The 26312-nt window shown below is 68.7% G+C and carries 21 protein-coding genes; 13 read left to right on the forward strand and 8 right to left on the reverse strand.

Features of this window, described 5'->3' with window-relative positions; genetic code table 11:
* Window positions 1-76: 76 nt before the first annotated feature.
* The 4 genes from ACWIGM_RS13920 to ACWIGM_RS13935 are packed head-to-tail and all read left to right on the forward strand — an operon-like array spanning window position 77 to window position 7587.
* On the forward strand, window positions 77-3460 hold the full coding sequence (locus tag ACWIGM_RS13920) for a transglutaminase family protein (protein WP_454026513.1): 3384 nt from the start codon (window positions 77-79) through the stop codon (window positions 3458-3460).
* 8 nt (window positions 3461-3468) lie between these two features.
* Window positions 3469-5991, forward strand: coding sequence for a circularly permuted type 2 ATP-grasp protein (locus tag ACWIGM_RS13925; protein ID WP_454026514.1), 2523 nt, complete (start codon window positions 3469-3471; stop codon window positions 5989-5991).
* Window positions 5992-6001: 10 nt separating this feature from the next.
* On the forward strand, window positions 6002-6883 hold the full coding sequence (locus ACWIGM_RS13930; RefSeq protein ID WP_454026515.1) for a transglutaminase family protein: 882 nt from the start codon (window positions 6002-6004) through the stop codon (window positions 6881-6883).
* A complete protein-coding gene (locus tag ACWIGM_RS13935; protein ID WP_454026516.1) occupies window positions 6880-7587 on the forward strand; it encodes an HAD family hydrolase in 708 nt (235 codons plus the stop codon). The genes ACWIGM_RS13930 and ACWIGM_RS13935 overlap by 4 nt, the downstream gene beginning before the upstream one ends.
* Window positions 7588-7660: 73 nt before the next feature.
* Here ACWIGM_RS13935 and ACWIGM_RS13940 read toward each other — a convergent pair whose 3' ends face one another.
* A complete protein-coding gene (locus ACWIGM_RS13940) occupies window positions 7661-9106 on the reverse strand; it encodes an aldehyde dehydrogenase family protein (RefSeq protein WP_454026517.1) in 1446 nt (481 codons plus the stop codon).
* A 240-nt stretch (window positions 9107-9346) separates the two neighbouring features.
* On the opposite strand from ACWIGM_RS13940, the gene ACWIGM_RS13945 reads away from it, so the two are divergent.
* On the forward strand, window positions 9347-10153 hold the full coding sequence (locus tag ACWIGM_RS13945; RefSeq protein WP_454026518.1) for a GAF domain-containing protein: 807 nt from the start codon (window positions 9347-9349) through the stop codon (window positions 10151-10153).
* Between the two features lie 128 nt (window positions 10154-10281).
* The gene (locus ACWIGM_RS13950) at window positions 10282-11742 is read left to right on the forward strand and encodes a GGDEF domain-containing protein (RefSeq protein ID WP_454026519.1); all 1461 of its coding nucleotides are present in this window, start codon (window positions 10282-10284) and stop codon (window positions 11740-11742) included.
* A gap of 14 nt (window positions 11743-11756) precedes the next feature.
* Here ACWIGM_RS13950 and ACWIGM_RS13955 read toward each other — a convergent pair whose 3' ends face one another.
* The 4 genes from ACWIGM_RS13955 to ACWIGM_RS13970 all read right to left on the reverse strand — a co-directional run bounded on the left by ACWIGM_RS13955 (window position 11757) and on the right by ACWIGM_RS13970 (window position 14950).
* Window positions 11757-12446: a phosphatase PAP2 family protein gene (locus ACWIGM_RS13955; RefSeq protein WP_454026520.1), complete on the reverse strand. Its 690-nt coding sequence runs from the start codon at window positions 12444-12446 to the stop codon at window positions 11757-11759.
* Window positions 12447-12454: 8 nt separating this feature from the next.
* A complete protein-coding gene (locus ACWIGM_RS13960; RefSeq protein ID WP_454026521.1) occupies window positions 12455-13450 on the reverse strand; it encodes a diacylglycerol/lipid kinase family protein in 996 nt (331 codons plus the stop codon).
* A 1-nt stretch (window position 13451) separates the two neighbouring features.
* Window positions 13452-14348, reverse strand: a complete 897-nt coding sequence (locus ACWIGM_RS13965; RefSeq protein ID WP_454026522.1) for a transglutaminase-like domain-containing protein — start codon at window positions 14346-14348, stop codon at window positions 13452-13454.
* A 230-nt stretch (window positions 14349-14578) separates the two neighbouring features.
* On the reverse strand, window positions 14579-14950 hold the full coding sequence (locus ACWIGM_RS13970; RefSeq protein ID WP_454026523.1) for a PRC-barrel domain-containing protein: 372 nt from the start codon (window positions 14948-14950) through the stop codon (window positions 14579-14581).
* A gap of 370 nt (window positions 14951-15320) precedes the next feature.
* Between ACWIGM_RS13970 and ACWIGM_RS13975 the strand changes: the two genes are divergently transcribed.
* A complete protein-coding gene (locus ACWIGM_RS13975) occupies window positions 15321-15587 on the forward strand; it encodes a glycine zipper domain-containing protein (RefSeq protein WP_454026524.1) in 267 nt (88 codons plus the stop codon).
* A gap of 77 nt (window positions 15588-15664) precedes the next feature.
* On the opposite strand, the gene hutC is transcribed toward ACWIGM_RS13975, so the two are convergent.
* Both hutC and ACWIGM_RS13985 read right to left on the reverse strand, forming a co-directional pair.
* The gene (gene hutC, locus ACWIGM_RS13980) at window positions 15665-16414 is read right to left on the reverse strand and encodes a histidine utilization repressor (protein ID WP_454026525.1); all 750 of its coding nucleotides are present in this window, start codon (window positions 16412-16414) and stop codon (window positions 15665-15667) included.
* A 12-nt stretch (window positions 16415-16426) separates the two neighbouring features.
* Window positions 16427-17818: a formimidoylglutamate deiminase gene (locus tag ACWIGM_RS13985; protein WP_454026526.1), complete on the reverse strand. Its 1392-nt coding sequence runs from the start codon at window positions 17816-17818 to the stop codon at window positions 16427-16429.
* Between the two features lie 134 nt (window positions 17819-17952).
* Here ACWIGM_RS13985 and hutI point away from each other — a divergent pair, with 134 nt between their 5' ends.
* The 5 genes from hutI (at window position 17953) to ACWIGM_RS14010 (ending at window position 23854) form a co-directional block, all read left to right on the forward strand.
* Entirely contained in the window at window positions 17953-19119 is a 1167-nt protein-coding gene (gene hutI, locus ACWIGM_RS13990) for an imidazolonepropionase (protein WP_454026527.1), read from the forward strand.
* Entirely contained in the window at window positions 19116-20642 is a 1527-nt protein-coding gene (gene hutH, locus ACWIGM_RS13995; protein WP_454026528.1) for a histidine ammonia-lyase, read from the forward strand. Before hutI ends, hutH begins: the two co-directional genes overlap by 4 nt.
* Complete coding sequence (gene hutG / locus ACWIGM_RS14000) at window positions 20639-21448, forward strand: N-formylglutamate deformylase (protein WP_454026529.1); 810 nt, start codon at window positions 20639-20641, stop codon at window positions 21446-21448. The genes hutH and hutG overlap by 4 nt, the downstream gene beginning before the upstream one ends.
* Window positions 21445-23112, forward strand: coding sequence for a urocanate hydratase (hutU, locus tag ACWIGM_RS14005; protein WP_454026530.1), 1668 nt, complete (start codon window positions 21445-21447; stop codon window positions 23110-23112). Before hutG ends, hutU begins: the two co-directional genes overlap by 4 nt.
* Window positions 23113-23275: 163 nt before the next feature.
* Window positions 23276-23854, forward strand: coding sequence for a HutD/Ves family protein (locus tag ACWIGM_RS14010; RefSeq protein ID WP_454026531.1), 579 nt, complete (start codon window positions 23276-23278; stop codon window positions 23852-23854).
* A gap of 142 nt (window positions 23855-23996) precedes the next feature.
* Here ACWIGM_RS14010 and ACWIGM_RS14015 read toward each other — a convergent pair whose 3' ends face one another.
* A complete protein-coding gene (locus tag ACWIGM_RS14015) occupies window positions 23997-25073 on the reverse strand; it encodes a citrate synthase/methylcitrate synthase (RefSeq protein WP_454026532.1) in 1077 nt (358 codons plus the stop codon).
* A gap of 97 nt (window positions 25074-25170) precedes the next feature.
* Here ACWIGM_RS14015 and ACWIGM_RS14020 point away from each other — a divergent pair, with 97 nt between their 5' ends.
* Window positions 25171-26310, forward strand: coding sequence for a citrate/2-methylcitrate synthase (locus ACWIGM_RS14020; protein ID WP_454026533.1), 1140 nt, complete (start codon window positions 25171-25173; stop codon window positions 26308-26310).
* The last annotated feature ends 2 nt before the right edge of the window (window positions 26311-26312 follow it).

The raw sequence follows: 26312 nt of genomic DNA on the forward strand, positions 1-26312 counted from the left end.
CTCCGGCGCCTCCTGCCGCTATCGTGACAGGGTCCGGCCGCTCCGGCCGGCTTCGAAGCAAAGCAGGCGCTCGCTCTTGGCCATCATCGCTGCACTGCATCACGTTACCCATTACCGCTATGACCGGCCGGTCACGCTCGGGCCGCAGATCATCCGCCTGAGACCGGCGCCGCATTGCCGCTCGGCGGTGAAGAGCTATTCGCTCAAGGTCACCCCGGCGCAGCATTTCGTGAACTGGCAGCAGGACCCGAACGGCAACTGGCTGGCGCGCTATGTCTTCCCGGAGCCGGTGACCGAGTTCCGCATCGAGGTCGATCTCGTCACCGAGCTCTCGATCATCAATCCGTTCGACTTCTTCGTCGCGGCCGAGGCCGAGGAATTTCCGTTCGCCTATCCCGAGGAACTGCGCGACGAGCTCGCGCCCTATCTCGTCACGGAGCCGGCCGGGCCGCTGCTGAGCGAGTTCATGGCGACGGTCCCACGCGAAAAGACCAACACCGTCAACTTCGTTGTCGACCTCAATGCCCGCCTGCAGCGGATGATCGCCTATGGCATCCGCATGGAGGCCGGCGTCCAGGAGCCGGAGCAGACGCTGGCGATCAGGTCCGGCTCCTGCCGCGACACCTCCTGGCTACTGGTCCAGATCCTGCGCCATCTCGGCCTCGCCGCCCGCTTCGTCTCCGGCTACCTGATCCAGATGAAGGCGGACATCGATCCGCTCGAAGGCCCGCGCGGCACCGACAAGGACTTCACCGACCTGCACGCCTGGGCCGAGGTCTATCTTCCCGGTGCCGGTTGGATCGGGATGGACCCGACCTCCGGCCTGCTTACCGGCGAGGGCCATCTGCCGCTGGCAGCGACGCCGCATTATCGCTCCGCCGCGCCGGTCAGCGGGGTCGCGAGCTATGCCGAGACGCAGTTCGCCTTCGACATGCGCGTCACGCGCGTGCATGAGGTGCCGCGCATCACCCTGCCCTTCTCGGACGAATCCTGGCTCGAGCTCGATCGCCTCGGCGAGACGGTCGAGGCCGATCTGCAGGCGCAGGATGTCCGGCTCACCATGGGCGGCGAGCCGACCTTCGTCTCGATCGACGACCAGACCGGCGAGGAATGGAACACCGCGGCTGTCGGCCCGACCAAGCGCGAGCGCGCTGACGTGCTGATCCGGCGCCTGCGCGAGCGTTTCGCGCCGGGCGGCATGCTGCATTACGGCCAGGGCAAATGGTATCCGGGCGAGAGCCTGCCGCGCTGGGCCTTCGCACTCTACTGGCGCGAGGATGGCGAGCCGATCTGGCGCAACGCTGCGCTGATCGCGCGCGAGCCCGGCGCCAAGACCGGCGGTGATCGTGAGCACGAGGTCGTGCCGAGCCCGGCTGCGGTCGAGACGCTCGCTGCGGGCCTGTCCGAGCGGCTCGGCCTCGGCGCGGATTATGTGCTGCCGGCCTATGAGGACACCGGCCACTGGCTGGTGAAGGAAGGCCAGCTGCCCGAGAATGTCGACCCGCTCGACCCGAAGCTGTCCGACCCCGAGGAGCGCGCCCGCATGGTCCGCGTCTTCGAACGCGGGCTGGGCAAGCCGAGCGGCTATGTCATCCCGGTCCAGCGCTGGCAGGCGGCGGCGGAAGACCGGCGCTGGCGCTCGGAGAAATGGAAGCTCCGGCGCGGCAAGCTCTTCCTGGTTCCGGGCGATTCACCCGTCGGCTTCCGACTGCCGCTCGGATCACTGCCGCATGTGCCGGCGAAGGCCTATCCGCATATCCACCCGCAGGACCCGCTGGAGCCGCGCGGACCGCTGCCACCCGCCACGGCCGGCTCACCTGGCGCACCACGCGCCGCCGATCCGCCGCCAGGCTTCGACGGGCCGATCCAGCCGACGCGGCCGGCCGGAAGCAGCGAGCCCCAGACTCCGCGCCAGGACATCGTCGAGCAGGAGCTCGGCGCCGAGTCGGTACGTACCGCGCTCAGCATCGAGGTGCGCGACGGCGTGCTCTGCGTCTTCCTGCCGCCGGTCGAGCGACTGGAGGATTATCTCGACCTGATCGCCAGCATCGAGGCCACGGCGGAAGAGACAGGCCAGCCGGTCCATATCGAGGGCTATGCGCCACCACATGACCCGCGCCTCAACGTCATCAAGGTCACGCCCGATCCCGGCGTGATCGAGGTCAACATCCATCCGGCGAAGAACTGGGCGGAGGCGGTCGCGATCACCCGCGGCGTCTATGAGGAAGCCCGCCAGTCCCGGCTCTGCGCCGAGAAATTCATGGTCGACGGCCGCCATACCGGCACCGGCGGCGGCAACCATGTCGTGCTGGGCGGCGTCACTCCAGCCGACAGCCCGTTCCTGCGCCGGCCGGACCTGCTCAAGAGCATCGTGCTCTACTGGCAGCGCCACCCTTCCCTGTCCTATCTGTTTTCCGGCCTGTTCATCGGCCCGACCAGCCAGGCGCCGCGCATCGACGAAGCCCGGCACGACCAGCTCTACGAGCTCGAGATCGCGCTGGCGCAGACGCCCGGCCCGCAGGATCCCGCAATCCCGCTCTGGCTGGTCGACCGGCTCTACCGCAACCTCCTGATCGACGTCTCCGGCAATACCCACCGCACCGAAATCTGCATCGACAAGCTCTATTCGCCGGATGGACCGACCGGCCGGCTCGGGCTGATCGAGTTCCGCTCCTTCGAGATGCCGCCGGATGCGCGCATGTCGCTGGCGCAGCAGCTCCTGATCCGGGCGCTGGTCGCCTGGTTCTGGCGCGAGCCGCAGGCCGGCAAGCTCGTGCGCTGGGGCACCAGCCTGCACGACCGCTTCATGCTGCCGGAACTCGTCTGGCAGGATTTCCGCGATGTGCTCGCCGATCTCGAGCGCGCCGGCTATCGCTTCGATCCGGCCTGGTTCGCGGCGCAGTACGAGTTCCGCTTCCCGTTCTTCGGCAGGGTCAACCAGGGCGGCGTCGAGCTGGAGCTGCGCCAGGCGCTCGAGCCCTGGCACGTCATGGGCGAGGAAGGCGCGATCGGCGGTACGGTGCGCTATGTCGATTCCTCGGTCGAGCGGCTGCAGGTCAAGGCGAGCGGCCTGACCCCCGGCCGGCATGTCATCACCTGCAATGGCCGGGCGCTGCCGCTGACCGAGATCGCCGCCGGCATCAGCATCGCCGGCCTGCGCTTCAAGGCCTGGCAGCCGGCCTCGGGCCTGCATCCGACGATTCCGGTGCATGCGCCGCTGACCTTCGACATCGTCGACACCTGGGCTGGCCGCGCGCTCGGCGGCTGCGTCTACCATGTCGCCCATCCCGGCGGTCGCAATTACGAGACACCGCCGGTGAATTCCTACGAGGCGGAGGCCAGGAGGCTGGCCCGCTTCGAGGCGATCGGCCATAGTCCGGGGCCGCTGGCGATTCCCGTGGAAGAGCGTAGTCCGGAGTTTCCGATGACCCTCGACCTGCGGCGCCCGCTCGGGGTTTGAGGTCAAGGATGGCTCTGCAGCGCCGATCGAGTTCGACGCGGGCGCGCAGCGAGCGCCGCAATGCCCTGCTCGCAGGCTATCGGCCGCTGCCCGGCGCCTATGACGAGCTGATGGCGCCGGATGGCTCGATCCGGCCGCATTGGGAGCCGTTCCTGGCCGAATGGTCGGCGCTCTCGGGCGACGAATTGCAACGCCGCTTCGGCCTCGCCGACCGGCATGTCCGCGACACCGGCGTCTCCTATCGCGTCCATGGCGATCTCGACGAGAGCGATCCTCTCGCCAGCGAGCGCTCCTGGCCGCTGAACCACGCGCCCCTCGTGCTCACCGGGCAGGAATGGCAGGCGATCGCCGCCGGCGTCGCCCAGCGTGCGCAACTGCTCGATGCCGTGCTCGGCGACATCTACGGCCCCGGCAAGCTCGTGGCCGGCGGGGCGCTGCCGGCCGCTGCCATCACCGGCAGCCCCGATTATCTCAGGCCTGTTCAAGGCACGGCCGGTGCCGGGCAGCTGCAGATCTACGCCGCCGATCTCGGTCGCGGGCCGGACGGGCGCTGGTGGGTGCTGAACGACCGCACCCAGGCCCCCTCCGGCGCAGGCTATGCGCTGGAGAACCGGCTCGCCATCGGCCGCGCCTTCCCGGATCTGTTCCGGACGATGAATGTCGAGCGGCTCGCCGCCTTCTTCCAGGGCTTCCGCGCCGGGCTCGTCTCGCGGGCCAAGCGGATCGAGCCGCGCATCTGCCTGCTGACGCCGGGCCAGATGAACGAGAGCTATTTCGAACAGGCCTATCTCGCCCGCTATCTCGGTTTCCTCCTCGTCGAGGGCGGCGACCTCGTCATGCGCGACGGGCTGGTGCATGTGCGGACCATCGCCGGCTTCAAACGCGCCGATGTGATCTGGCGGCGGATCGACGGCGATTTCGCCGACCCGATCGAACTCAATGCCGCCTCGGCATTGGGGGTGCCCGGTCTTGTCGAGGCAGTGCGGGCCGAGAACGTCGTCGTCGCCAACGGGCTCGGCTCCGGCGTGGTCGAGGCACGGGCGCTGATGGGCTTCATGCCGCGCCTCGCCCGCGAGATGCTTGGCGAGGAGCTGATCCTGCCGAACATCGCGACCTGGTGGTGCGGCCAGCCACGCGAGCGCGGGATCGTGCTCGACCGTCTCAACGAGATGAGCGTCTCCGCCGCGTTCCGCGCGCCCGGCGATGGGCTCGACGGCGGCACGGTGCTGGTCGCCGATCTCGACAGGAGCGAGCGCGAGGCCCTGCGCACCCGCATCGGCGAACGCGGCCTCGACTATGTCGGGCAGGAGGTGGTCAGGCTCTCGACCATGCCGGTGATGCAGGGCGGCCGGCTCGAGCCCCGCCCAATGACGCTGCGTGTCTTCGCCGCCGCGACGCCCGATGGCTGGCAGGTGATGCCGGGCGGCTTCTGCCGAATCTCCGAGGAATGCGATGCGCGCGCTGTGACGATGCGCTCGGGCGTGCGCTCCAGCGACGTCTGGGTCACCTCCGACCAGCCAGTCGATCAGGTGACGCTGCTGCCGAGCCCGGACCGGATCGGCATCCGCCGCATCGTCGGCATCCTGCCGAGCCGCGCCGCCGACAACCTGTTCTGGCTCGGGCGCTATCTGGAACGCAGCGAGGCGACGCTGCGCCTGGTGCGCGCCCTGCTCGGGCGCCTGATCAATGCCGACGACCAGGCGCCGGGCCATGCCGAGACGATCAAGCGGCTCGCCAATCTGCTCGTCGCTTGGGGTGCGGCGCCGACAGCCGCCAAGGCCCGGTCGGTTGCCGGCCAGGCGCGCTCCGCTTTGCACGATTTCGACCAGTATGGCTCGGCCGCCGCCTCGGTCCGCGAAGCGCGGCGCACTGCCTCCGTCATCCGCGAGCGGCTCTCGGTCGATGCCTGGCGCCTGTTCGGCGACCTGCAGCGCCAGCTCGCCGATCCCGGCAAGCCCTCCAGCGAAGGCGAGGCCTTCGAGATCGCCGACAGCGGGCTGAAATCGCTCGCCGCCTTCTCCGGCCTCTCGCAGGAGAACATGGTGCGCGGCGCCGGCTGGCGCTTCCTCGATATCGGCCGACGGATCGAACGTGGCGTCACCACCTGCCGCTTCGCCCGCCATTTCGTCGAGAACGACGCGCCCGGCAATTGCCTCGACGCCCTGCTCGACCTCACGGACTCGCAGATCACCTATCGCTCGCGCTACATGCTCGGCGCCGCGCTGCAGCCGGTTCTCGATCTCGTCATGCTCGACCCCTATAACCCGCGCTCAGTCGCCTTCCAGATCGAGCAGCTCGATGCCGAGATCGCCGCTTTGCCCGCGCTCAACGATGACGGCATGCTGGAGGAGCCGCGCCGGCTCGCGCTCAAGCTCGCCGCCGAAAGCCGCACCGCCGAGGCCGGCCGGCTCGACCGCACCGGCATCCTGTTCTTCGAGCAATTGCTGATGGGGCTCTCCAACGCAGTGGCCGAGCGCTATTTCCTGCAGAACTCCAGGCCGGAAGGTTCGCGGATGACGCGACTCGCGTAAGGGAGTCCGCGTGATCTACGCCATTCGCCATCTCACGGCTTACGCCTATAGCCGCCCGGTGCCGTTCGCACGCTGCATCCTGCGCGTGCTGCCGCGCGACGGGGTGGGCCAGCGCGTGCTGACGAGCGCGCTGGCCGTGACGCCGCGCGGCGCGGAGCGGCGGGACGGGATCTGCTTCTTCGGCAACCGCACGACCGCGCTGACCATCGCCAAGCCGCACCGCGAACTCAGAATCGAGATGACCTCGCGGGTCGAGGTGGTGCGGGCTGCCGCCCCTTTCCCTGCGATCACCCGAAACTGGGAACAGGTCGCCGAGCTCGCGCTTGCGGCGCAGAGCCTGTCTGCGGATTCCCCGGCGCAATATCTCTATCCCAGTCGGCTGGCGCCGACCGTGGCAGAGATCACCGACTATGCCCGCAGGAGCTTTCCGGCGAAACGGCCGGTCTTCGAGGCCGCCTGCGAGCTGATGGGCCGCATCCGTAAGGAGTTTCGCTACGACCCGGAAGCGACCGAGGTCGCGACGCCGATCCGCGAGGCTTTCGCCGCCCGGCACGGCGTCTGCCAGGACTTCGCCCACATCATGATCGCCGGCCTCAGGGGCCTCGGCCTACCGGCCGCCTATGTCAGCGGCTATCTGCGCACCATTCCGCCGCCGGGCCAGGCGAGGCTCGAAGGTGCGGACGCGACCCATGCCTGGGTGATGCTCTGGTGCGGGCCGGAGACCGGCTGGATCGGCCTCGACCCGACCAATGACCTGATCGTCGCCGACGACCACATCATCACCGCCAGGGGGCGCGATTATGCCGACGTCTCGCCGCTCGACGGCGTGCTGGTCGGGCCCGGCAGCCAGAAGCTGGACGTCAAGGTCGACGTCATCCCGGTGACCTCGTGACCCGACCCGCAATAAGCGGCATCCTGTTCGACAAGGACGGCACGCTGATCGACTACCAGGCGAGCTGGGCCCCGACCAATCTCAGCGCCGGTCGGCTCGCGGCCAGGGGCGACGCCGATCTGGCGGCGCGGCTTTTGACCGTGGCCGGCGTCGATCCGGCGACCGGCTATGCAACCTCCGACGGACTGCTCGCCTCCGGCAATACCGAGGATGTGGCGCAGGCCTGGATCGAAGTCGGCAGCCCGTTCGGCATGGCCGAATTGACCGACCGGCTGGATACCCTCTTTCGGTCCGCCGTCGTCGCGGCCGTGCCGGTCTGCGATCTGTCCGCCCTGTTCGCCAGCCTCACCGGCCGCGGGCTCGTCCTCGGCATCGCCTCCAGCGACAGCGAAGCGGCGGTGGCGGCGACGGCAGAACGCTTCGGCCTCGAACCACATCTGGCTTTCCTGTGCGGCTATGATTCCGGCCATGGCGCCAAGCCCGGGCGTGGCATGGTCGACGGCTTCTGCGCCGCGACCGACCTGCCGACGGACGCCGTCGCCGTCGTCGGCGACTCCACCCATGACATGCACATGGCCGCGGCAGCAGGCGCAGGCTATCGCATCGCCGTGCTAACCGGCGCCGGCAGCGCCGAAACTCTGCGCCCGCTCAGCCATCTCCTGCTGCCGAGCATCGCGACGCTGGAGCAGGCGCTGTTCGCCTGAGCGGGATAGCCAAGCAGATGTGAAAAGGGCCGCGCTTGCGGCGCGGCCCTCACTGTCTGCCTGAAGGCTCGTCTCAGGCGAGCGTGTAGGCGGTCTTCACCGTGGTGTAGAACTCGCGGGCATAGGCGCCCTGCTCGCGCGGGCCGTAGCTCGAGCCCTTACGGCCACCGAAGGGCACATGGTAGTCGACGCCCGCCGTGGCGAGGTTGACCATCACCATGCCGGCCTCGGCATTGCGCTTGAAGTGCGTCGCATGCTTCAGCGAGGTCGTGCAGATGCCAGAGGACAGGCCGAACTCGGTGTCGTTGGCGACGGCGAGCGCCTCCTCGTAATCCTTGACGCGGACGACGTTGGCGACCGGGCCGAAGACCTCTTCGCGCGAGATGCGCATGGCATTGGTGGTCTCGGTGAACAGCGCCGGCTGCAAATAGAAGCCGGGGGTCTCGCGGTTGAGCAGTTCGCCGCCCCAGGCGAGCTTGCCGCCCTCGTCACGGGCGATCTGGATGTATTTCAGGTTCTGGTCGAGCTGGCTCTGGTCGACGACCGGGCCGATCGTGGTGCCGGCCTTGAGCGCGTCGTCGACGGTGACGCCCTTCAGCCGCTCGATCGCCGCCTCGACGAAGCGGTCATGGATGCCGGCCTGGACGATCAGGCGCGAGGAGGCCGTGCAACGCTGGCCGGTCGAGAAGAACGCTCCCTGGACCGCAGCCTCGACCGCGGTCTTGAGGTCGGCGTCATCGAGCACGACGAGCGGGTTCTTGCCGCCCATCTCGAGCTGGACCTTCTTCATAGGGTTGCCGGCGATGCAGGCGGCGGCGACCTTGCGGCCGGTCGAGACCGAGCCGGTGAAGCTGATCGCGTGCACATCCTTGTGCTCGAGCAGGGCCTGGCCGACGACCGAGCCGCGGCCCATCACTAGGTTGAGCACGCCCTTGGGCAGGCCGGCGCGCTGGATGATGTCGACCAGCGCCCAGGCTGAGCCGGGGACGAGATCGGCCGGCTTGATCACGACGCAATTGCCGTAGGCCAAAGCAGGAGCGATCTTCCAGGCCGGGATCGCGATCGGAAAGTTCCAGGGCGTGATCATGCCGATGATGCCGACCGGCTCGCGCGTGACCTCGACGCCGACGCCGGGGCGCACGGAGGGAATGCTCTCGCCGCCCAGGCGCAGGCACTCACCGGCGAAGAAGGCGAAGATCTGGCCGGCTCTTGTCGCCTCGCCGATGCCCTCCGGCAGGGTCTTGCCCTCTTCACGCGAGAGCAGGCGGCCGAGCTCGTCCTTGCGGGCGAGGATCTCGTCGGAAGCCTTCTTCAGGACCTCGTAGCGCTCCTGCGGGGTGGTGCGGCTCCAGGCCGGGAAGGCGGCCTTGGCGGCGGCGACGGCGTTGTTCAGATCCTCGACCGAGCCTTGCGAATACTCGCCGACGACGTCGTTGGTGTTGGAGGGGTTGATGTTGCGCGAAGCGTTCTGCGAGCCGGCCCATTCGCCGGCGATCAGGTTCTTGAAGGGAGCATTCATCGCAAAGCCTCTTGCTTGACCAAACTTGCCTAACCGAAAGAGGAGCCGGTCTTAACCGGTTTAGGTCGCCAAGGCCATGCGGCCGGCCCGGTGAGGGCTATGCGCGCCCCGCCTTGGGCGCATGCGCCGCGCTGGAAGGCCACATGCCGATCCGCCGCAGCAACGCGGGACGATCGCAAAGAGCGGGTTTGATCCGAGCGCTTTTGCCGAATTGTAAGCTTTGCTGTGTGAAATGCCCGCGTGCAGACACCGCCGCCTTATCGCTCTCCGGGCTTCGATACGATGCGCGAACAGGCGCGTCTCGATGCGCTCGCGCGCTATGACGTGCTCGACACGCCGCCGGATGAGACCTTCGATCGCCTGACCCGACTGGCCAAGCACATTTTCGGCGTGTCGATGTCGACCATCACCTTCATCGACGGCCACCGCCAATGGTTCAAGTCACAGCAGGGGATGGCGACCTGCGAAACCGACCGGGCGCCGGCATTCTGCAACGTCGCCATCGAGCAGCCCATGCCGCTGGTCGTGTCCGACGCAACCGCGGACGAGCGTTTTCTCGATAATCCTTTCGTCGTCGGCGAGCCTCATGTTCGCTTCTACGCAGGCATGCCGTTGCGCGCGCCCGGCGGTCACGCGATCGGCACCTTGTGCGTCATAGATCCGAGGCCGCGGGACTTCAGCCCGCAGGACCAGGAAATCCTGACCGACCTCGGCGCCCTGGCAATGGAAGTCCTGGAATTCAGGCGTCGTTCGCTTTCACCGGGGAACGGAGACGCGGCGGGCGAAGCCGGCCAACCGGGCTTGGCAAGGGAGTTCGCCAATGGCCGGAGCGTGCTGAAGGCCGGGCGCATCGTCTTCAACAACAGCCGCGCGATCGTCAAATGCACGGTGCGGCAACTCTCGCCGGACACTGCAGTGGTGCACGTCATCAGCACGGCGAAGATCCCGGACAGGATCGCGCTGATGATCGACGCGGATGCGAGCTCCAGGCTCTGCTCGGTGAGCTCCCGGGCAGAGCAGCATCTCGCGCTCGCCTTCGAGAGCTGAGGCTTGGCCAGCGACCGGGTGCACCCTGCGGCAGGAAGCCGGCAGCGGGCCTTGGAGAGGCGGTTCAGCGCAGTTTATCGCCGCTATTTCAGCTTGCTTTCACCTTTGTCTGGTTTGGTCGAGCGGCAATGAAGCTTGCTCGCAACGTGTTCTCCAAGAATAGCCGCAACCAGGAGCAGGCAACCTCCGCCCGTCCGCTCCCCTGGCGCGCAGCGATGCTGGTCGCGGGCATCGTGTTCGCTGCCGCGCTGTTCGGCCACCTCACCCGGCCGCTCGGCTTTCTCTCCACTTTCTGGCCGGCCAATGCCCTGTTGATGGGCGTGATGGTGCGCAATCCCGGCTGGGCCGGACCACTCGGCTGGACAGGCGCTGCGATAGGGTATCTCGCCGCCGATTTCGCCATGGGCGGCGCCCCCGGCATCACGCTCTGGCTGACAGCGGGCAACCTGACCACCGCCAGCGTCGGATATCTGCTGTTCCAGCGCGTCGCCGGAACGGATCGCCGGCTCGAACGGCCGCAATCCCTGCTGTTCCTGCTGCTGGTCGCCCTTGCCGCCGCAGCTTCAGCCGCCATCGTCGGCAGCGGCTGCCTCGTCGTCTATTTCGGCCAGCCGCCGATGCAGGCCTTCGAGTTCTTCCTGACCAGCGAGTTCTCCAGCAATCTCGTCGTCCTGCCGATGGTCCTGACGGCGCCGCCACTTGCCGAACTGGCACGACGGCTGCGTACGCACGCAGCGCCAGGCAGATGGCGGCCGAAGGCGGTCCTTCCCAGTGTCGCCTTGCTGGCTTCGATGTTCGTCGCCACCACGATCGGCGGCTCCAGCGCGATCGCGATCCCGGTCCCTGCGATCCTCTGGTGCGCGCTGAGCTACGGCGTCTTCCCGACCGCGGTGCTGACCTTCGGGCTCGGGCTCTGGCAATGCACGGTGCTGCTCGCCAGGCTGACGCCGGGCACCGCCGAATATGCGGCCGCCCTCACCTCGCATCGCTTCGGCGTCGCCCTGTTCTCGCTCGGGCCGATCATGGTGGCGACGATCAACGCCGCCCGCTCGCGCCTGCTGAGCGAACTCGACCTTGCCGCCAACCAGGACGTCCTGACCCGGACCCTGTCGCGCCGCGCCTTCCTGGCGCGCAGCGAGGCCGTGCTGGCGGCGAGCTTTGCCACGAACCAGCCGGTGGCCTTGCTGATGCTCGATGTCGACCGGTTCAAGCTGATCAACGACAAATACGGCCACGCGATCGGAGACGAAGTGCTCATCGCCCTGGCGGAGAGCGTCTCGAACATGCTGCGGCGAACCGACCTGTTCGGGCGGATCGGCGGCGAGGAGTTCGCCATCCTCCTGCCAGGATTGACGCAGCCCGAGGTGGTCACGCTGGCCGAACGGATGCGCGATGGCTGCGCCCGGCTGCGCATCCCGGTCGACGGCGGCGCGCCGCTCGCGCTCACGGTCAGCATCGGGCTCGTCTGGGGGACGATGGGGCCGGACTGCTCACTGCAGAAGCTGCTGAAGCAGGCGGACGATGCCCTCTACCGGGCCAAGCGGACGGGCCGCGATCGCGTCATCGAGATGATGCTGCGCGCGGCCTGAGCAGGCGGCCGGGCTCAGCCGGGCGTTGCCGAGCCGGTGATCCGCTCCTGCCGCACCTCCGTCCTGGCTGCGAGCCGGCCGATCAGGAAGGTCGCGAGGCTCGACCAGGCGACTCCGAGGCACCAGCCGCCGAGCACGTCGCTCGGCCAGTGCACGCCGAGATAGATCCGGCTGAGGCCGATCGCGATCATCAGGATCCAGGCGACCCACAGGCAGAGCCGGGCGATGTCGGCACGGCGCGAGGCGATGCCGACGAAGCTGGCGATGTTGAGCAACACTACCGCCGCCAGGAAGGCGTGACCGCTCGGGAAGCTCGCGGTGAAGGTCAGCGCGGCATGCTCGACGATATCGGGCCGCTCGCGGCCGAAGGCGAGCTTCAGCAGCGTGCTCGCCGCAGTCGCGGCCAGGACGCTGGCCAGCAGGCCGACCGCCAGCGGACGGTGGCCGCAGAGCCGCAAGGTCAGGGCCGCGATCACGGTCGCGATCCCCAATCCGATGAAGCTGCCCAGCGCGGTCAGGTCGCGCATCATCTCGCGGAACCAGGCCGGGCCGAGCGGAACGGAGGGGTTTGCCGGGTCGCGAAACAGCATCACCAGGGCGCTGTCGATCGCGGAACTGCCGTCGGAGACGACATAAAAGGCCAGGCCCAGAAACGCGAAGATCGCCGCGACAGGCAGGAGAAAGCGCGGCTGGAGGAGGAACATCGAACGCCTCATGAAGGGAACTGGTACTCGGCTGGATAAGGCAGGGGTTCGATCTGGAGCTCGGCTGGCCGGGCGGCGATCACGCGCAGCGCGCCCGGGAGCAGACGGTAGGTGAACGGGCTGGCGCGGCGCTCGACCTCGCCATCGAAGGTGACATGGCCGCGGCGCTTGTCGCGGCGGATGATCGTCACGGCCGTGCCGGTCAGCGAAACGAGGTTGTGCGAGTTGCGCCAGCCGCCAGTCAGCATCGAGAAGGCGGCCTTGCAGCGCGACAGCAGGCCACCGGTGTCGAGGATGTGGACCTCGAACTCGCCGCCGTCGAGACGGCTGCGGCGCCATTCGGCTCCGTCAAACTGGTTGACGGTGACGAGGACCGCATCGGCCTCGACCTGGCGGCGCTCGCCGGCGATCTCCATCTCGATCCTGATCGAGCGGGTGAACAGGATCGCGCGGGTCGCGGCGAAGAGAAAGGCGATCAGCCTGCTGAAGGGAAAGCGCCGGCGCGCATATTCGCGCTGGCGCGCCATCAGGCTGAAGAAGCCCATGCCCGAGATCGAATGGAACAGCCGGCCGTTGACGCTGCCGATATCCATCGCCACCGGTTCGCCCTCGCAGATCGCCGCGATCTGCTGCTCCGGTGTGCCGATGAGACCGAGGTCACGGCCGAGCACGTTGACCGTGCCGAGCGGCAGCACGGCGACGGTGCGCTTGCACTCCACCAGGATCGGCAGGGCTCCGTTGATGCTGCCGTCGCCGCCGGCGATGACCGGAATCGTCGCTTCGTCGGCCACCGCGATTCGCAGGCGCTCCTGCAATCGGCGCGGCGGCACGAGTTCGACCTCGGCCCGGCAGCCAGCGGCCTCGAATGCCGCTGCGATGCGCCGCGAGAAGGCGCCGGCTCCCGCCTCCAGCACGGCGCCGGCCCGCGCATTGGCGATGACGCGGAAGCAGCGCGGCTGCGTGTCCGCCTCGAGCTCGGGCAACGGGTCCGACAAGTTCGCCATGTCAGGCGGCGATATGGGCGTCCCTCTTGTCGGGAACAAGGCGGGTCGTGGCCGGCGCGAATTGAGCCTGCTCGTCCTCGACCTCTTCGGTGATGACGTCGAAACGCTGCAGCCAGTGCGGGCCGAAGGAGGTCAGCATAGGCACATCGGCGGCGTCCCGGCCACGGGCGATGACGATGCGGCCGATGCGGCGCCGGTTGTGGCGAGCGTCGAATGCGTGCCAGCGCCCGCCGAGCCAGACTTCGAACCAGGCATTGAAATCCATCGGCGCCGGATCGGGCGGGACGCCGATGTCGCCGAGATAGCCGTTGCAGTACCGCGCCGGAATGTTGAGGCAGCGGCAGAGAGCGATCGCGAGATGGGCGAAGTCCCGGCAGACGCCGATGCGTTCGTTGAAGGTCTCCGCAGCGGTTCGCGTGTTGCGCGCGAAGGCGTAGCCGAAACTGACGTGATTGTGGACGAACTGGGTCACGGCCTGAACGCGGGCCCAGCCCGGCCTGACCTGGCCGAACAGGCTCCAGGCATTGTCCGCCAGCCGATCGGTCTCGCAATAGCGGCTGCCGAGCAGATAGGGCAGCACCGCATCCGGCAACTCCGCCGGCATGTCTTCGCTGGCCGAGAAATCGGCGCCGTCGGGCTCGCCATCATCAAGGATGAGCCCCTCGCAAGCGAGCGTGACGCCACCCGCGGGCGCAGTGAAGCGGCGGCAGATATTGCCGAACGCATCGAGATGCTGGCTCAGCGCGATCGGCCTGCCAGAGCCGCGCAACGGAGACACACGCATCTCGTCCGGGCGGATCAGATCGTGCCGGCGCGACGGGTGGACGTCGAGCAGCGTGAGCAAGGCGGTCGGCTGCTCGCAAACGAGCTCGATCCGGTAGCCATAGCGGATATGCATGATGACCTCGACGCTGCGCTATGGGAGCTGGCCCGCCGCGGCGGACGCCCCCGGCCGGCATTCAACGACGCACGGCATCGGCCGAAGTTCCCTGCCCGCCGCGTGCTTTCACACATAAAAAAGGTGCGGGCCTTTCGGCCCGCACCACGCAATCACGACGATCCGGCTGGGGGGATAGCGACCGTCGCGAGTTGCGCCTTTGTGTGGAACGCCGGCCCTGCGGCGCGCTCTCACATCATCCAGTACGGCATCGTGCCGTAGTAATCGTGGACGCGCTTGCCGTACTCCTTGTCGTGCCAGTCCGGCTCGCCATCGGCGCCGTACATCGGGGCCGCCTCCAGCTTCTCGCGGGTCAGGGGCACCACATAGCCGCCCTTCTCGACATCATAGTCGAGCATGCTCCACGGGATCGGATGATATTTCTCGCCCAAACCGAGAAAGCCGCCGAAGGACATGATCGCGTAGGCGACCTTGCCGGTCGCCTTGTCGAGCATCACGTCGTAGATCGAGCCGAGATGCTCGCCGGTGGTGTTGTAGACCTCGGTACCGGCGACGCGCGCTCCGGCGATCAACGGATTGGCAGCGTGAGAGGCTGCGGTCATCGTAGCGCTCATCGGTCCCTCCATGAATAGTCATCGGGCCGACATGCCAGCCGGCTCGTCCCATCAACCCGACGGATGCATCCGGGTTCCCTGCGCGACAGACAAAAAATGCATTGCCGGGAAAGGTCCGCGGAAGGCTTCCCCGAGCGTCCGGAGGCGTGACAGGAAGCCCGGCCGGCCGGGCTGCGGAACAAATGCCGGCCAGCCCGGTTTGAGGGTGGATCGAGCGTGCGGCTCCAGCCGGCGCGATCCGGGCGGCGAGCGAGCGTCAATCAGGCGCTGCCGGGCATCATACCCGCGGCACACCAGGACATCGCGCTTTGCATGTCTCGTCGCACAGCCGTCGGCCCTCAAGGGAAGGAAACGTCCGATGCTCAGGAAGCTTCTATTGGTAACCGCCGCAGTGGCCGCGCTCGGCGCCTGTACCCCCCGCGAGGAACGGACCGCGACCGGTGCGTTGATCGGCGCCGGTGCGGGCGCCCTGATCGGCGGCGCCGCGACGGGTCGTGCCGGCGGAGCCCTGGCGGGCGCCGCGATCGGCGGAGCCGGCGGCGCGATCATCGGCAATGCGACCTCGCCGGATCAGATCTGCTACGGCCGTGACGAGTGGGGCCGGCGCGTTCGCTACGCCTGCTGAGAGCCCGGCACCGAGACGAAGCAAGCCAGGGAGTTCCCTGGCTTGCTTTGCTGCGTTCGCAATGACGGTCGCAGCGCTCAGACCGCCCCGTAGGGCCCGAACCTGCCGACGAAGCGGTGGCGCCCTCCCGGGTAGAGCAGCCGCACCGCCGTGATCGGCTCGGCCTGGTTCCAGGTCCGGCGCTCGACCAGCAGGCAAGGCTCGCCCGCATCGATCTTCAAAAGTTCCGCCTCCTGCGGCTCGGCCGCCACGGCGCTGATCGCGTGTTCGGCCTGCGTCCACAGGCTGTTCTGCAGCAGCCAGTCACCCGGCGGCGTCTCGGCGAAGCTTTCGTCGGCGACCTGCGGGATGGTCGCGATATGGATCACCCGGTCTTCCAGCACATGCGGCGCACCATCGGCGAAATGCAGCAAGGTGAGATGCGCGACATTGGCCGAGCGGCCGAGTTCGAAGCGGGCGGCGAGCTCGCGCGGCGCCTTGCCGTCGCTCCGTTGCAGGATGCGATAGCTGTAGGCCTGCCCGAGTTCGCGCACCTCCTGCGGGATCGAGAGAATGTCGAGCATGGCATGGCTCGCCGGCGGGCTCGCCACGATCGTGCCAGAGCGACGTCGGCGCGTGATCAGCCCTTCGCGGGCAAGCTGCGCCAGCGCCCGGTGGACGGTCATGCGCGAGGCGCCGAGCCGCTCCATCAAGGCATGCTCGGCCGGCACTGCCGTCCCCGGCGGCCAGGTGCCTGCCAGGATCAGATCGCGGATGGCGCGACGGATCTGGTCGTAGAGCGGCCCGGCTCCGTCCAGCGTCACGGCGTCGATCTGAGTGGCTGACATGGCTCCCTGTCTTCAGGCGAGGAGGTTGCGGATCACCTGGCCATAGCGGGCAGCGATGCGGGCGCGGTCAATGTGCCGGCCGCCGCTGACCACAGGCTTTCCACCGACGATCACCTCCCCGACCGGCAAGGCCGGCGCCGCGAAGATCGCGCTGTCGAGCGCGAAGTCGCCGCCCTTGCCGACGATCGCGGGATGCTCGGCATCGAGGGTGACGAAGTCGGCGCGGCGGCCGACGGCGATCGCGCCGATGTCGCGACCACAGGCCTGTGCACCGCCGGCGCAGGCATCCTGCCAGAGCCGTAAACCAGCAGAGACGCCGGGCTGCGCCCAGAGCGCGCGGCGCCGATCACGCAGGCGCTGCGAATATTCGAGCAGGCGCAGTTCGCCGCCGGCGCCGATCTCGACATTGGAATCGCTGCCGACGCCGATGCGCCCGCCCTTTTCGCGATAGCGCACGCCATCGAAGATGCCGTCGCCGAGATTGGCCTCGGTGATCGGGCAGAGACCCGCGACCGCACCGGAGAGCGCCATCGCATCGCGCTCGGCGTCGCTGAGATGGGTGGCGTGTATCAGGCACCAGCGCTCGTTCACCGCGGTGTTCTGCATCAGGAGCTCGACCGGGCGGCGGCCGGTGATGGCGAGGCTGTCCTCGACCTCGCGGGTCTGCTCAGCGACATGGATGTGCAAGGGCACGCGCGGCCGAAGCTCCGCGACCCAGTCGAGGTCTTCGAGCGCCACCGCGCGTAGCGAATGCGGCGCCATGCCGACGCGGGCATCGGGAAGGCCGGCGACCGCGTTCTCGCTGCCTTCGATCAGGAGCGCATAGGCATCACGATCGTTCAGGAAGCGGCGCTGGCCGGGTGCGGCCGGCGCCTTGCCGAAATTGCCATAGCGATAGAGCACCGGCAGCAGGGTCAGCCCGATGCCGGTCTCGTCAGCCGCCGCCGCGATCGCCCCGCCCATGGCGGCGATGTCGGCATAGGCGCGGCCGTCCTTGTCGTGATGGAGATAGTGGAACTCGGCGAGCGCCGTGAAGCCGCCCTCCAGCATCTCGACCATGGCCTGCGCCGCGATCGCCTGGACGTCGTCGGGGCTGAGCCGGTCGAGGAAGCGATACATCACCTCGCGCCAGGTCCAGAAGGAATCCTCGGAGGCGCCGCGGCGCTCGGCCAGGCCCGCCATGCCGCGCTGGAAGGTGTGGCTGTGCAGATTGGGCAGGCCGGGGAGCGCCAACCCTGCGAGCTTCGTCGCGCCGGCGGGCGCCGCCTGCCCCACCGCGACCGACATGATCGTTCCATGATCGAGCGTCAGCGTGACGTTCTCGGCGAAGCCGTCGGGCAGCAGCGCCTGGGCGAGATGGAGTGTCGTGTGTCCGGTCACGCGGTCGTCCCTTTTTATTTGCATATGCAAATCGAGCTTGCTATTTGCATATGCAATTGTCTACCATAATCGGAAAGCAAACGAAGTCGAGAGGAGGCGACGTGGCGGCGACCCCTTCCCCCAGCCACCGAGTGTGGACCAATGCCCGGCTCGCGACCATGGCTGCCGATACGGGCACGCCCTATGGCGCGATCGAGGACGGCGTCGTCGTCGCCCGCAACGGCCGCATCGTCTTCGCCGGCCCGAGCAGCGAAGTCTCCAGCGTCGGCCAGGCCGAGGTGATCGATTGCGAGGGCCGCTGGATCACGCCCGGGCTGGTCGATTGCCATACCCATCTCGTCTATGGCGGCGACCGCGCCCATGAGTTCGAATTGCGCCTGAAGGGCGCGAGCTATGAGGAGATCGCCCGCGCCGGCGGCGGCATCGTCTCATCAGTCAAGGCGACGCGCGCGGCGAGCGAGGACGAGCTTTTCGCCAGCGCCGACAAGCGCTTGGCCGCACTGATCGCCGAGGGGGTGACCACCGTCGAGATCAAGTCGGGCTATGGGCTCGACGTCGACAGCGAGACCAAGGTTCTGGCCGTCGCCCGCCGGCTCGGCCGCGAGCGCCCGGTCGGTGTGCAGACCAGCTTCCTCGGTGCCCATGCCGTGCCGGCCGAGTTCAAGGGCCGGCAGAGCGACTATGTCGATCTCGTCTGCGGCCCGATGCTCGATGCCATCGCCGAGCAGAAGCTGGCAGACGCCGTCGACGTGTTCTGCGAGGGCATCGCCTTCTCGCCCGACGAGACCGCCCGCGTCTTCACCGCGGCCAAGGCGAAGGGCCTGGCCGTCAAGATCCATGCCGAGCAGCTCTCCAATCTCGGCGGCGCGGCGCTGGCGGCCGGCTTCGGCGCGCTCTCGGCCGACCATCTCGAACATCTCGACGAGGCTGGCGTGATCGCCATGGCCAGGGCCGGCACGGTCGCCGTCGTCCTGCCCGGTGCCTTCTACTTCCTGCGCGAGACAGTGAAGCCGCCGATCGAGCTGCTGCGCCAGCATGGCGTGCCGATCGCGCTCGCCACCGACGCCAATCCCGGCACCTCGCCGCTGACCTCGCCGCTTTTGACCATGAACATGGGCTGCACCCTGTTCCGGCTGACGCCGGAGGAGGCGCTGGCCGGAATGACCCGCAACGCGGCGCTCGCCCTCGGACTTCAGGACGAGGTCGGCACGCTGGAGGCCGGCAAGGCCTGCGATCTCGCGATCTGGGAGATCGAGCGCCCGGCCGAGCTCGCCTACCGCATCGGCTTCAACCCGCTTCACACCCGCATCCGGAACGGACAATGACCACGCTCTCGCTCACCCCCGGCAAGGCCCGCCTCGCCGACTGGCGCCATGTCATCGACGGCGCCACCGTCGCCCTCGCTGATACCGGCGCGATCGCCGGTGCCCAGGCGATCGTCGACGAGATCGTCGCCGCCGGCACCGTGACCTATGGCGTCAATACCGGCTTCGGCAAGCTCGCCAGCGTCCGCATCGCCGACAACGATCTCGCCACCCTCCAGCGCAACCTCATCCTCTCGCATGCGGTCGGCACCGGCCCGGCTTTGCCGGACGAAGTCGTCGCGCTGATCCTCGCGATGAAGGCGGCGAGCCTGGCGCGCGGCGCCTCGGGCGTGCGCCCGGTCGTCGTCGAGGCGCTGGTCGGCGCGCTCAAGGCCGGCGCCCTGCCGGTCGTCCCGGCCAAGGGCTCGGTCGGTGCGTCCGGCGACCTTGCTCCGCTTGCCCACCTGACCGCCGCGTTGATGGGCGTCGGCGAAATCAGGCTGAAAGGCGAAGTGCTGCCGGCCGCCGAGGCGCTGAAGCGCATCGGCCAGGCGCCGCTGGCGCTCGGCGCCAAGGAAGGCCTCGCGCTGATCAATGGCACGCAGGTCTCGGCCTCGCTGGCGCTAGCCGGCCTCGCCAGCGTCGCCCGTGTCTTCGATGCGGCGCTGATCGCCGGTGCGCTCTCGGTCGATGCGCTGAAGGGCTCCGATACGCCGTTCGATCCGCGCATCCAGCAGCTGCGCGGCCAGCCCGGCCAGATCAAGGTCGCGGCCCTGCTGCTCGATCTCATCGCCAAGAGTGAGATCCGCGAGAGCCACCGCTTCGGTGACAGCAAGGTCCAGGATCCCTATTCGCTGCGCTGCCAGCCGCAGGTGATGGGCGCGGTGCGCGACCTTCTCGGCAACGCCGCCGCGACGCTCGCGATCGAGGCCAATGCCGTCACCGACAACCCGCTGGTGCTCGGCCCCGGCGAGATCGTCTCGGGCGGCAATTTCCACGCCGAGCCGGTCGCCTTCGCCGCCGACATGCTGGCGATGGCCACCTGCGAGATCGGCAACCTTTCCGAGCGCCGGATCGCGCTGCTGGTCGATCCGGTGATGAGCGGCCTGCCGCCCTTCCTCGCCCGCGATGCCGGCCTCAACTCCGGCTTCATGATCGCGCAGGTGACCGCCGCTGCGCTGGCCTCCGAGAACAAGCAGCGGGCCTATCCCGCTTCGGTCGACACCATCCCGACCTCGGCCAACCAGGAAGACCATGTCTCGATGGCGACGCATGGCGCCTTCCGCCTGATCGAGATGGCCAAGAACGCGGCGAGCATCATCGCGGTCGAACTGATGGCCGCGGCCGAGGCGATCGAGCATCACCGCCCGCTCAAGACCTCGCCGCGGTTGGAGCCGGTGCTGGCGCTGATCCGCGAGAGGATCGCGCCGTTGACCGAGGACCGCTATCTCGCGCCGGACCTCGCCGCCGCGACGGAACTCGTGCTCTCGGGCGCGCTCGGCCAGGCGGCTGGCGTCGACAGCTTCGCGGAACTCTCGGCATGAGCGCCGACGTCGTCTCCGTCACGCGCGGCTCCTCGCCGTTGGTCCTGTCGATGCCGCATCCCGGCACCCGCCTGCCGGCCGAGGTCGCGGCGCAGCTCAATGCGCGCGGCAAGCTGGTCGAGGACACCGACTGGCATATGCGCCAGCTCTACGGCTTCGCCGAGCGCTTCCAGCCGACCATCGTCGAGGCCGGGCTCTCGCGCTTCGTCATCGACCTCAACCGCGACCCGGCCGGCGTCTCACTTTATCCGGGCCAGGCGACGACCGAGCTGGTGCCGACGACCACCTTCGACGGCGCGCCGATCTGGAATACGCCCCCCGACGAGGCCGAGATCACCCACCGGCGCGAGGCTTACTTCCAGCCCTATCACGCAGCGCTCGCCGCCGAGATCGCACATGCCAAGGCGCAGCACGGCTTCTGCCTGCTCTGGGACTGCCACTCGATCAAGTCGGTGATCCCGCGCCTCTTCCCGGGCACCCTGCCGACGCTGAACCTCGGCACGAATTCCGGCGCCAGCGCCGCGCCCGCTGTCGAAGCCGCAGCGACCGCCGCAATGGCCGGCAGCGCCTTCACCCAGGTGGTCAACGGCCGCTTCAAGGGCGGCTGGATCACCCGCCACTACGGCCAACCGGCCGACCATGTGCACGCGCTCCAGATGGAGATCGCGCTCTCCGCCTATCTCGACGACGAGGCCGCGCCCTGGACTTTCGCTCCGGGCAAGGCCGCCAGCCTGCAAGCCACCCTCTCCGCCATGATCGAGGCCGCGCTCGCCGCCGCCACCCAGCTTGAACGGACGAAGCCATGACCCGCCTGGACAACACCCGCGTCATCCGCCCCGCCACCGGCACCGAGCTCAGCGCCAAGAGCTGGCTGACCGAAGCGCCGCTGCGCATGCTGATGAACAACCTGCACCCGGACGTCGCCGAGAACCCGCAGGAGCTCGTGGTCTATGGCGGCATCGGTCGCGCCGCCCGCTCCTGGGAGGATTTCGACCGCATCGTCGCGGCCCTGCGCCAGCTCGAGGCCGACGAGACCCTGCTCGTCCAGTCCGGCAAGCCGGTCGGCGTGTTCCGCACGCACAAGGATGCGCCGCGCGTCCTGATCGCCAATTCCAACCTCGTGCCGCACTGGGCGAACTGGGACCATTTCAACGAGCTCGATAAGAAGGGGCTCGCCATGTACGGCCAGATGACGGCCGGCTCCTGGATCTATATCGGCACGCAAGGCATCGTGCAGGGCACCTACGAGACCTTCGTCGAAGCCGGGCGCCAGCACTATGGCGGCAGCCTCAAGGGCAAATGGGTGTTGACCGGCGGCCTCGGCGGCATGGGCGGCGCCCAGCCTCTCGCCGCGGTGATGGCCGGCGCCTCCTGCCTCGCCGTCGAGTGCAACCCGGACTCGATCGATTTCCGCCTGCGCACCCGCTATCTCGACGAGAAGGCCGAGACGCTCGACGAGGCGCTGGCGATGATCGAGCGCTGGACGAAGAACGGCGAGGCGAAGTCGGTCGGCCTGCTCGGCAACTGCGCCGAGATCCTGCCCGAGATGGTCCGCCGCGGCATCCGCCCCGACATGGTCACCGACCAGACCTCGGCGCATGACCCGGTCAACGGCTACCTGCCGAAGGGCTGGACCATGGGCCAGTGGCGGCAGGCGCGCGAAGCCAATCCGAAGTCCGTCGAGAAGGCCGCCCGCGCCTCGATGCGCGAGCATGTCGAGGCGATGATCGCCTTCCAGGACATGGGCATCCCGACCTTCGACTACGGCAACAACATCCGCCAGATCGCCAAGGACGAGGGGTTGGAGAACGCCTTCGCCTTCCCGGGCTTCGTGCCGGCCTATATCCGCCCGCTGTTCTGCCGCGGCATCGGCCCGTTCCGCTGGGCCGCCCTCTCGGGCGACCCGGAGGACATCTACAAGACCGACGCCAAGGTGAAGGAGCTGCTGCCCGACAACAAGCACCTGCACAACTGGCTCGACATGGCGCGCGAGCGCATCGCGTTCCAGGGCGTGCCGGCGCGGATCTGCTGGGTCGGCCTCGGCGACCGCCACCGGCTCGGCCTCGCCTTCAACGAGATGGTCAGGAACGGCGAGCTCAAGGCGCCGGTCGTGATCGGCCGCGACCATCTCGATTCCGGCTCGGTCGCCTCGCCGAACCGCGAGACGGAAGCCATGAAGGACGGCTCTGACGCGGTCTCCGACTGGCCGCTGCTCAACGCCCTGCTCAACACCGCGTCCGGCGCGACCTGGGTCTCGCTGCATCATGGCGGCGGCGTCGGCATGGGCTTCTCGCAGCATTCGGGCGTGGTGATCTGCGCCGACGGCACCGATGACGCCGCCGCCCGCCTGTCGCGCGTGCTCTGGAACGACCCCGCCACCGGCGTGATGCGCCATGCCGATGCCGGCTACGACATCGCGCTCGACTGCGCCCGGGAGAAGGGGCTCAACCTGCCCGGCATCCTGGGCTAACCCCACATGTCATTCCGGGGCTCCGCGTGAGCGGAGAACCCGGAACCCACGACTGGGCGAACATTGCCCAGACACGGCGTCGTACCCCGTCGTGGGTTCCGGGTTCGCCCTTCGGGCGCCCCGGAATGACAAGGGTGGCCGCTTGAATTCGAAGGACCGTTCCATGCGCATCATCCGCGCCGCCGACTGCCTGGTCATGCCGTGGAAGAACGGCGGCGGGACGACGACCGAGATCGCGGTGGCGCCCGAAGGCGCCTCGCTGAACGATTTCGACTGGCGGATCAGCATGGCCCATGTCGGGCAAGACGGGCCGTTCTCGTCCTTCCCCGGCATCGACCGGACGCTGTCGGTGCTGACCGGGGCCGGGATCACGCTGGCCTTCGGCGATGGCGAGCGGGTCAAGCTCGATCGCACCAGCGCCCCCTACCCCTTCGCCGCCGACCGGGCGGTCGATGGCCTGCTGACCAGCGGGCCGATCGACGATCTCAACGTGATGAGCCGGCGCGGCCGCTGGCAGCACCGGGTCAAGCGCCTCTCCGGCGCGGGCCCGCTCAGTGCGAACGAAGGCCTGCTGGTGCTGGTCGCCCGCAGGGGCCACTGGCTAGTGAACGGCACAGCACTTCCCGCCGGTGACAGCGCGATCCTCGACGCGCCGGGGCATGTCGAGCTTACGGTGAACGGTGATGCGGCCGAACTTTATGCGGTTTGGTTGACGATGGAGCCGCGGGGAACCCTCTCCTGAAAGGAGAGGGTAGGGTGAGGTGTTCGGGAGAGATATCGCGAGCCTCAACCCAACCGCGGCCAACGCTCGTACAACTGGTCGAGCCGCCTACACCTCACCCCTACCCCTCTCCTTACAGGAGAGGGGATCCCGCGCGTGACACTCAAGCCGCCTGCCGCGGCTGCGGGCCGACATAGACCGATTGCGGCCGGATCAGGCGGCCGGTCTCGATCTGCTCGCGGGCATGGGCGAGCCAGCCGGTGGTGCGGCCTAGCGCGAAGACGCAGGTGAAGGCCTCGGGCGGGAAGCCGAGTGCCTCCAGCAGCAGCGCCGTATAGAACTCGACATTGGTCTCGAGCGAACGGCCAGGCTTGCGCTCGCGCAGGATGGCGAGCGCCGCCTGCTCGACCGCCTCGGCATGGCGCAGGCGCCCGGCATCAGCGCCGAGCTTGGCGATCGCCTGCTTCAGCGCATCGGCGCGCGGATCGCGGACGCGATAGATGCGATGGCCGAAGCCCATCAGCCGCTCGCCGCGATCCAGCGCATCTTCGAGCCAGGCGCGGGCATTGGCCGGCTCGCCGATCGCATCGAGCATCTCGATCACCGGCCCGGGCGCACCGCCATGAAGCGGCCCCTTGAGCGCGCTGATCCCGGCAAGCACGGCCGAGACCAGCCCGGCCCGGGTCGAGGCGACGACGCGCGCGGCGAAGGTCGAGGCATTGAGGCCGTGATCGGCGACGGTGACGAGATAGGTGTCGAGCGCCGCGGCCTGGGCCGCGCTCGGCGCTTCGCCGCGCAGCATGCGCAGCGTGTCGGCCGCCTGCGACAGCGCCGGATCGGGCGCGATCGGGGCAAGGCCACGCCCCTTGCGGACGGCGGCGGCAGTGAAGACAGCCGGCGCGGCGAGCAGGTGCAGCGCGGTCTCGGATCCCTCGCCATCGGCGATTTGTCCTGTCCAGGCGCGAATGGCCTCGACCGGTCCGAGATCGGCCGAAAGCGCGGTGCGCTCGACGATGCCGAAGAGATTGGCGCGGGCCTTGCCAAGCGCCACTGAGAGCTCGCGGCCCTGCGGCAGGCCGGGCAGCAAGCCGTCGAACATCAACCCCGCCATCTCCTCGAAGCTGGTGCGGCCGGCGAGTTCGGCGAGGCTGTGGCCGCGGATCACCAGGCGACCGGCAGCGCCGTCGACCTCGGAGAGCACGGTATGGGCGGCGACGACGTCATCGAGACCATCGGACATGACATGAACTCCTCAAAAGCAGTCATCCCGAAAATCGGCTTGTGCGTTGCAACAATCAATCTTGAACAATATAATCAATATATCGAGCGGAGGGGCGATGCAGGACTGGCTGACGGCACAGGAGGCGATGGCGCGTCTCGGCCTGAAACCTCAGACGCTCTACGCCTATGTCAGCCGCGGGCTGATCGAAGCGCGCGGCGACGAGGGCGATTCGCGCCGCAGCCTCTACCGGGCCGAGGACGTCGCTCGGCTGGAGCATCGCAAGGCGCGCGGCCGGCGGCCGGCAGCGATCGCCGAGGACGCGATCGCCTATGGCGAGCCGGTGCTCGCCTCCGCCATTACCACGATCGAGCGCGGCGGCCTCTGGTATCGCGGGCAAGACGCGGCGCGTCTCGCCGAGGGCGCCAAGCTGGAGGACGTGGCGCGCCTGCTCTGGGATTGCGGCACGCAACGCTTCCCGCCTTTGGCGACCGTGGTCCCCACCGGCGAGCCGCTGGCGCGCATCTTCGCGGTGATCGCGGCCCGTACCGCGACCGACCGGCCGATGGCGGGACGGGCCAAGAAGGCGCTCTATCTGGAAGCCGCCGCCGTGCTCGACACGCTGGTCGACGCCATCGCCGGCGGACCGGGCGAAGGGCCGATCCATGCCCGGCTGGCGCGGGCCTGGGGCTGCGAGGCTGAAGGCGCCGAGCCGGTCCGGCGGGCGCTCGTCCTGCTCGCCGACCATGAGCTCAACGCCTCGACCTTCGCGGCACGCGTCACCGCCTCGACCGGCGCCTCGCTCGCGGCCTGCGCCCTGGCCGGGCTCGCCGCCCTCTCCGGCCCCTCCCATGGCGGCGTCGCGCCGCGCGTGCTCGCGTTGATGCGGGACACCGCGCGCGACGGGCTGGAGACCACGATCACCGCGAGACTGGAGGCCGGCACCAAGCTGCCGGGCTTCGGCCATCCGATCTATCCCGATGGCGATCCGCGGGCGCGAGCGCTGTTCGCGGCGTTCGAGCCGCCGCCGGCCTATGCGCAGGCGCAGGCCGCGATCGCGGCATTGACGGGCGAGGAGCCGAACATCGACTTCGCACTCTCGGCGCTAGCGGCGAAATTGGAGCTGCCGGAGACGGCGCCATTCCAGATCTTCGCCGCAGCGCGCTGCACCGGCTGGCTCGCCCACGCGCTGGAGCAGAACGAGACCGGCCGTTTGATCCGCCCGCGCGCCCGCTATGTCGGACAACGTCCCGCCTGAAA

This window comes from Allobosea sp. NPDC055332, assembly GCF_053645455.1.

Excerpts from the sequence above, each read along its gene's own strand:
- ACWIGM_RS13925 (WP_454026514.1), top strand. The coding sequence starts at position 3,469 with ATGGCTCTGCAGCGCCGATCGAGTTCGACGCGGGCGCGCAGCGAGCGC.
- ACWIGM_RS13940 (WP_454026517.1), bottom strand. The coding sequence starts at position 9,106 with ATGAATGCTCCCTTCAAGAACCTGATCGCCGGCGAATGGGCCGGCTCG.
- ACWIGM_RS13950 (WP_454026519.1), top strand. The coding sequence starts at position 10,282 with ATGAAGCTTGCTCGCAACGTGTTCTCCAAGAATAGCCGCAACCAGGAG.
- ACWIGM_RS13955 (WP_454026520.1), bottom strand. The coding sequence starts at position 12,446 with ATGTTCCTCCTCCAGCCGCGCTTTCTCCTGCCTGTCGCGGCGATCTTC.
- ACWIGM_RS13960 (WP_454026521.1), bottom strand. The coding sequence starts at position 13,450 with ATGGCGAACTTGTCGGACCCGTTGCCCGAGCTCGAGGCGGACACGCAG.
- ACWIGM_RS13965 (WP_454026522.1), bottom strand. The coding sequence starts at position 14,348 with ATGCATATCCGCTATGGCTACCGGATCGAGCTCGTTTGCGAGCAGCCG.
- ACWIGM_RS13970 (WP_454026523.1), bottom strand. The coding sequence starts at position 14,950 with ATGACCGCAGCCTCTCACGCTGCCAATCCGTTGATCGCCGGAGCGCGC.
- ACWIGM_RS13975 (WP_454026524.1), top strand. The coding sequence starts at position 15,321 with ATGCTCAGGAAGCTTCTATTGGTAACCGCCGCAGTGGCCGCGCTCGGC.
- hutC (WP_454026525.1), bottom strand. The coding sequence starts at position 16,414 with ATGTCAGCCACTCAGATCGACGCCGTGACGCTGGACGGAGCCGGGCCG.
- ACWIGM_RS13985 (WP_454026526.1), bottom strand. The coding sequence starts at position 17,818 with ATGCAAATAAAAAGGGACGACCGCGTGACCGGACACACGACACTCCAT.
- hutI (WP_454026527.1), top strand. The coding sequence starts at position 17,953 with ATGGCTGCCGATACGGGCACGCCCTATGGCGCGATCGAGGACGGCGTC.
- hutH (WP_454026528.1), top strand. The coding sequence starts at position 19,116 with ATGACCACGCTCTCGCTCACCCCCGGCAAGGCCCGCCTCGCCGACTGG.
- hutG (WP_454026529.1), top strand. The coding sequence starts at position 20,639 with ATGAGCGCCGACGTCGTCTCCGTCACGCGCGGCTCCTCGCCGTTGGTC.
- hutU (WP_454026530.1), top strand. The coding sequence starts at position 21,445 with ATGACCCGCCTGGACAACACCCGCGTCATCCGCCCCGCCACCGGCACC.
- ACWIGM_RS14010 (WP_454026531.1), top strand. The coding sequence starts at position 23,276 with ATGCGCATCATCCGCGCCGCCGACTGCCTGGTCATGCCGTGGAAGAAC.
- ACWIGM_RS14015 (WP_454026532.1), bottom strand. The coding sequence starts at position 25,073 with ATGTCCGATGGTCTCGATGACGTCGTCGCCGCCCATACCGTGCTCTCC.
- ACWIGM_RS14020 (WP_454026533.1), top strand. The coding sequence starts at position 25,171 with ATGCAGGACTGGCTGACGGCACAGGAGGCGATGGCGCGTCTCGGCCTG.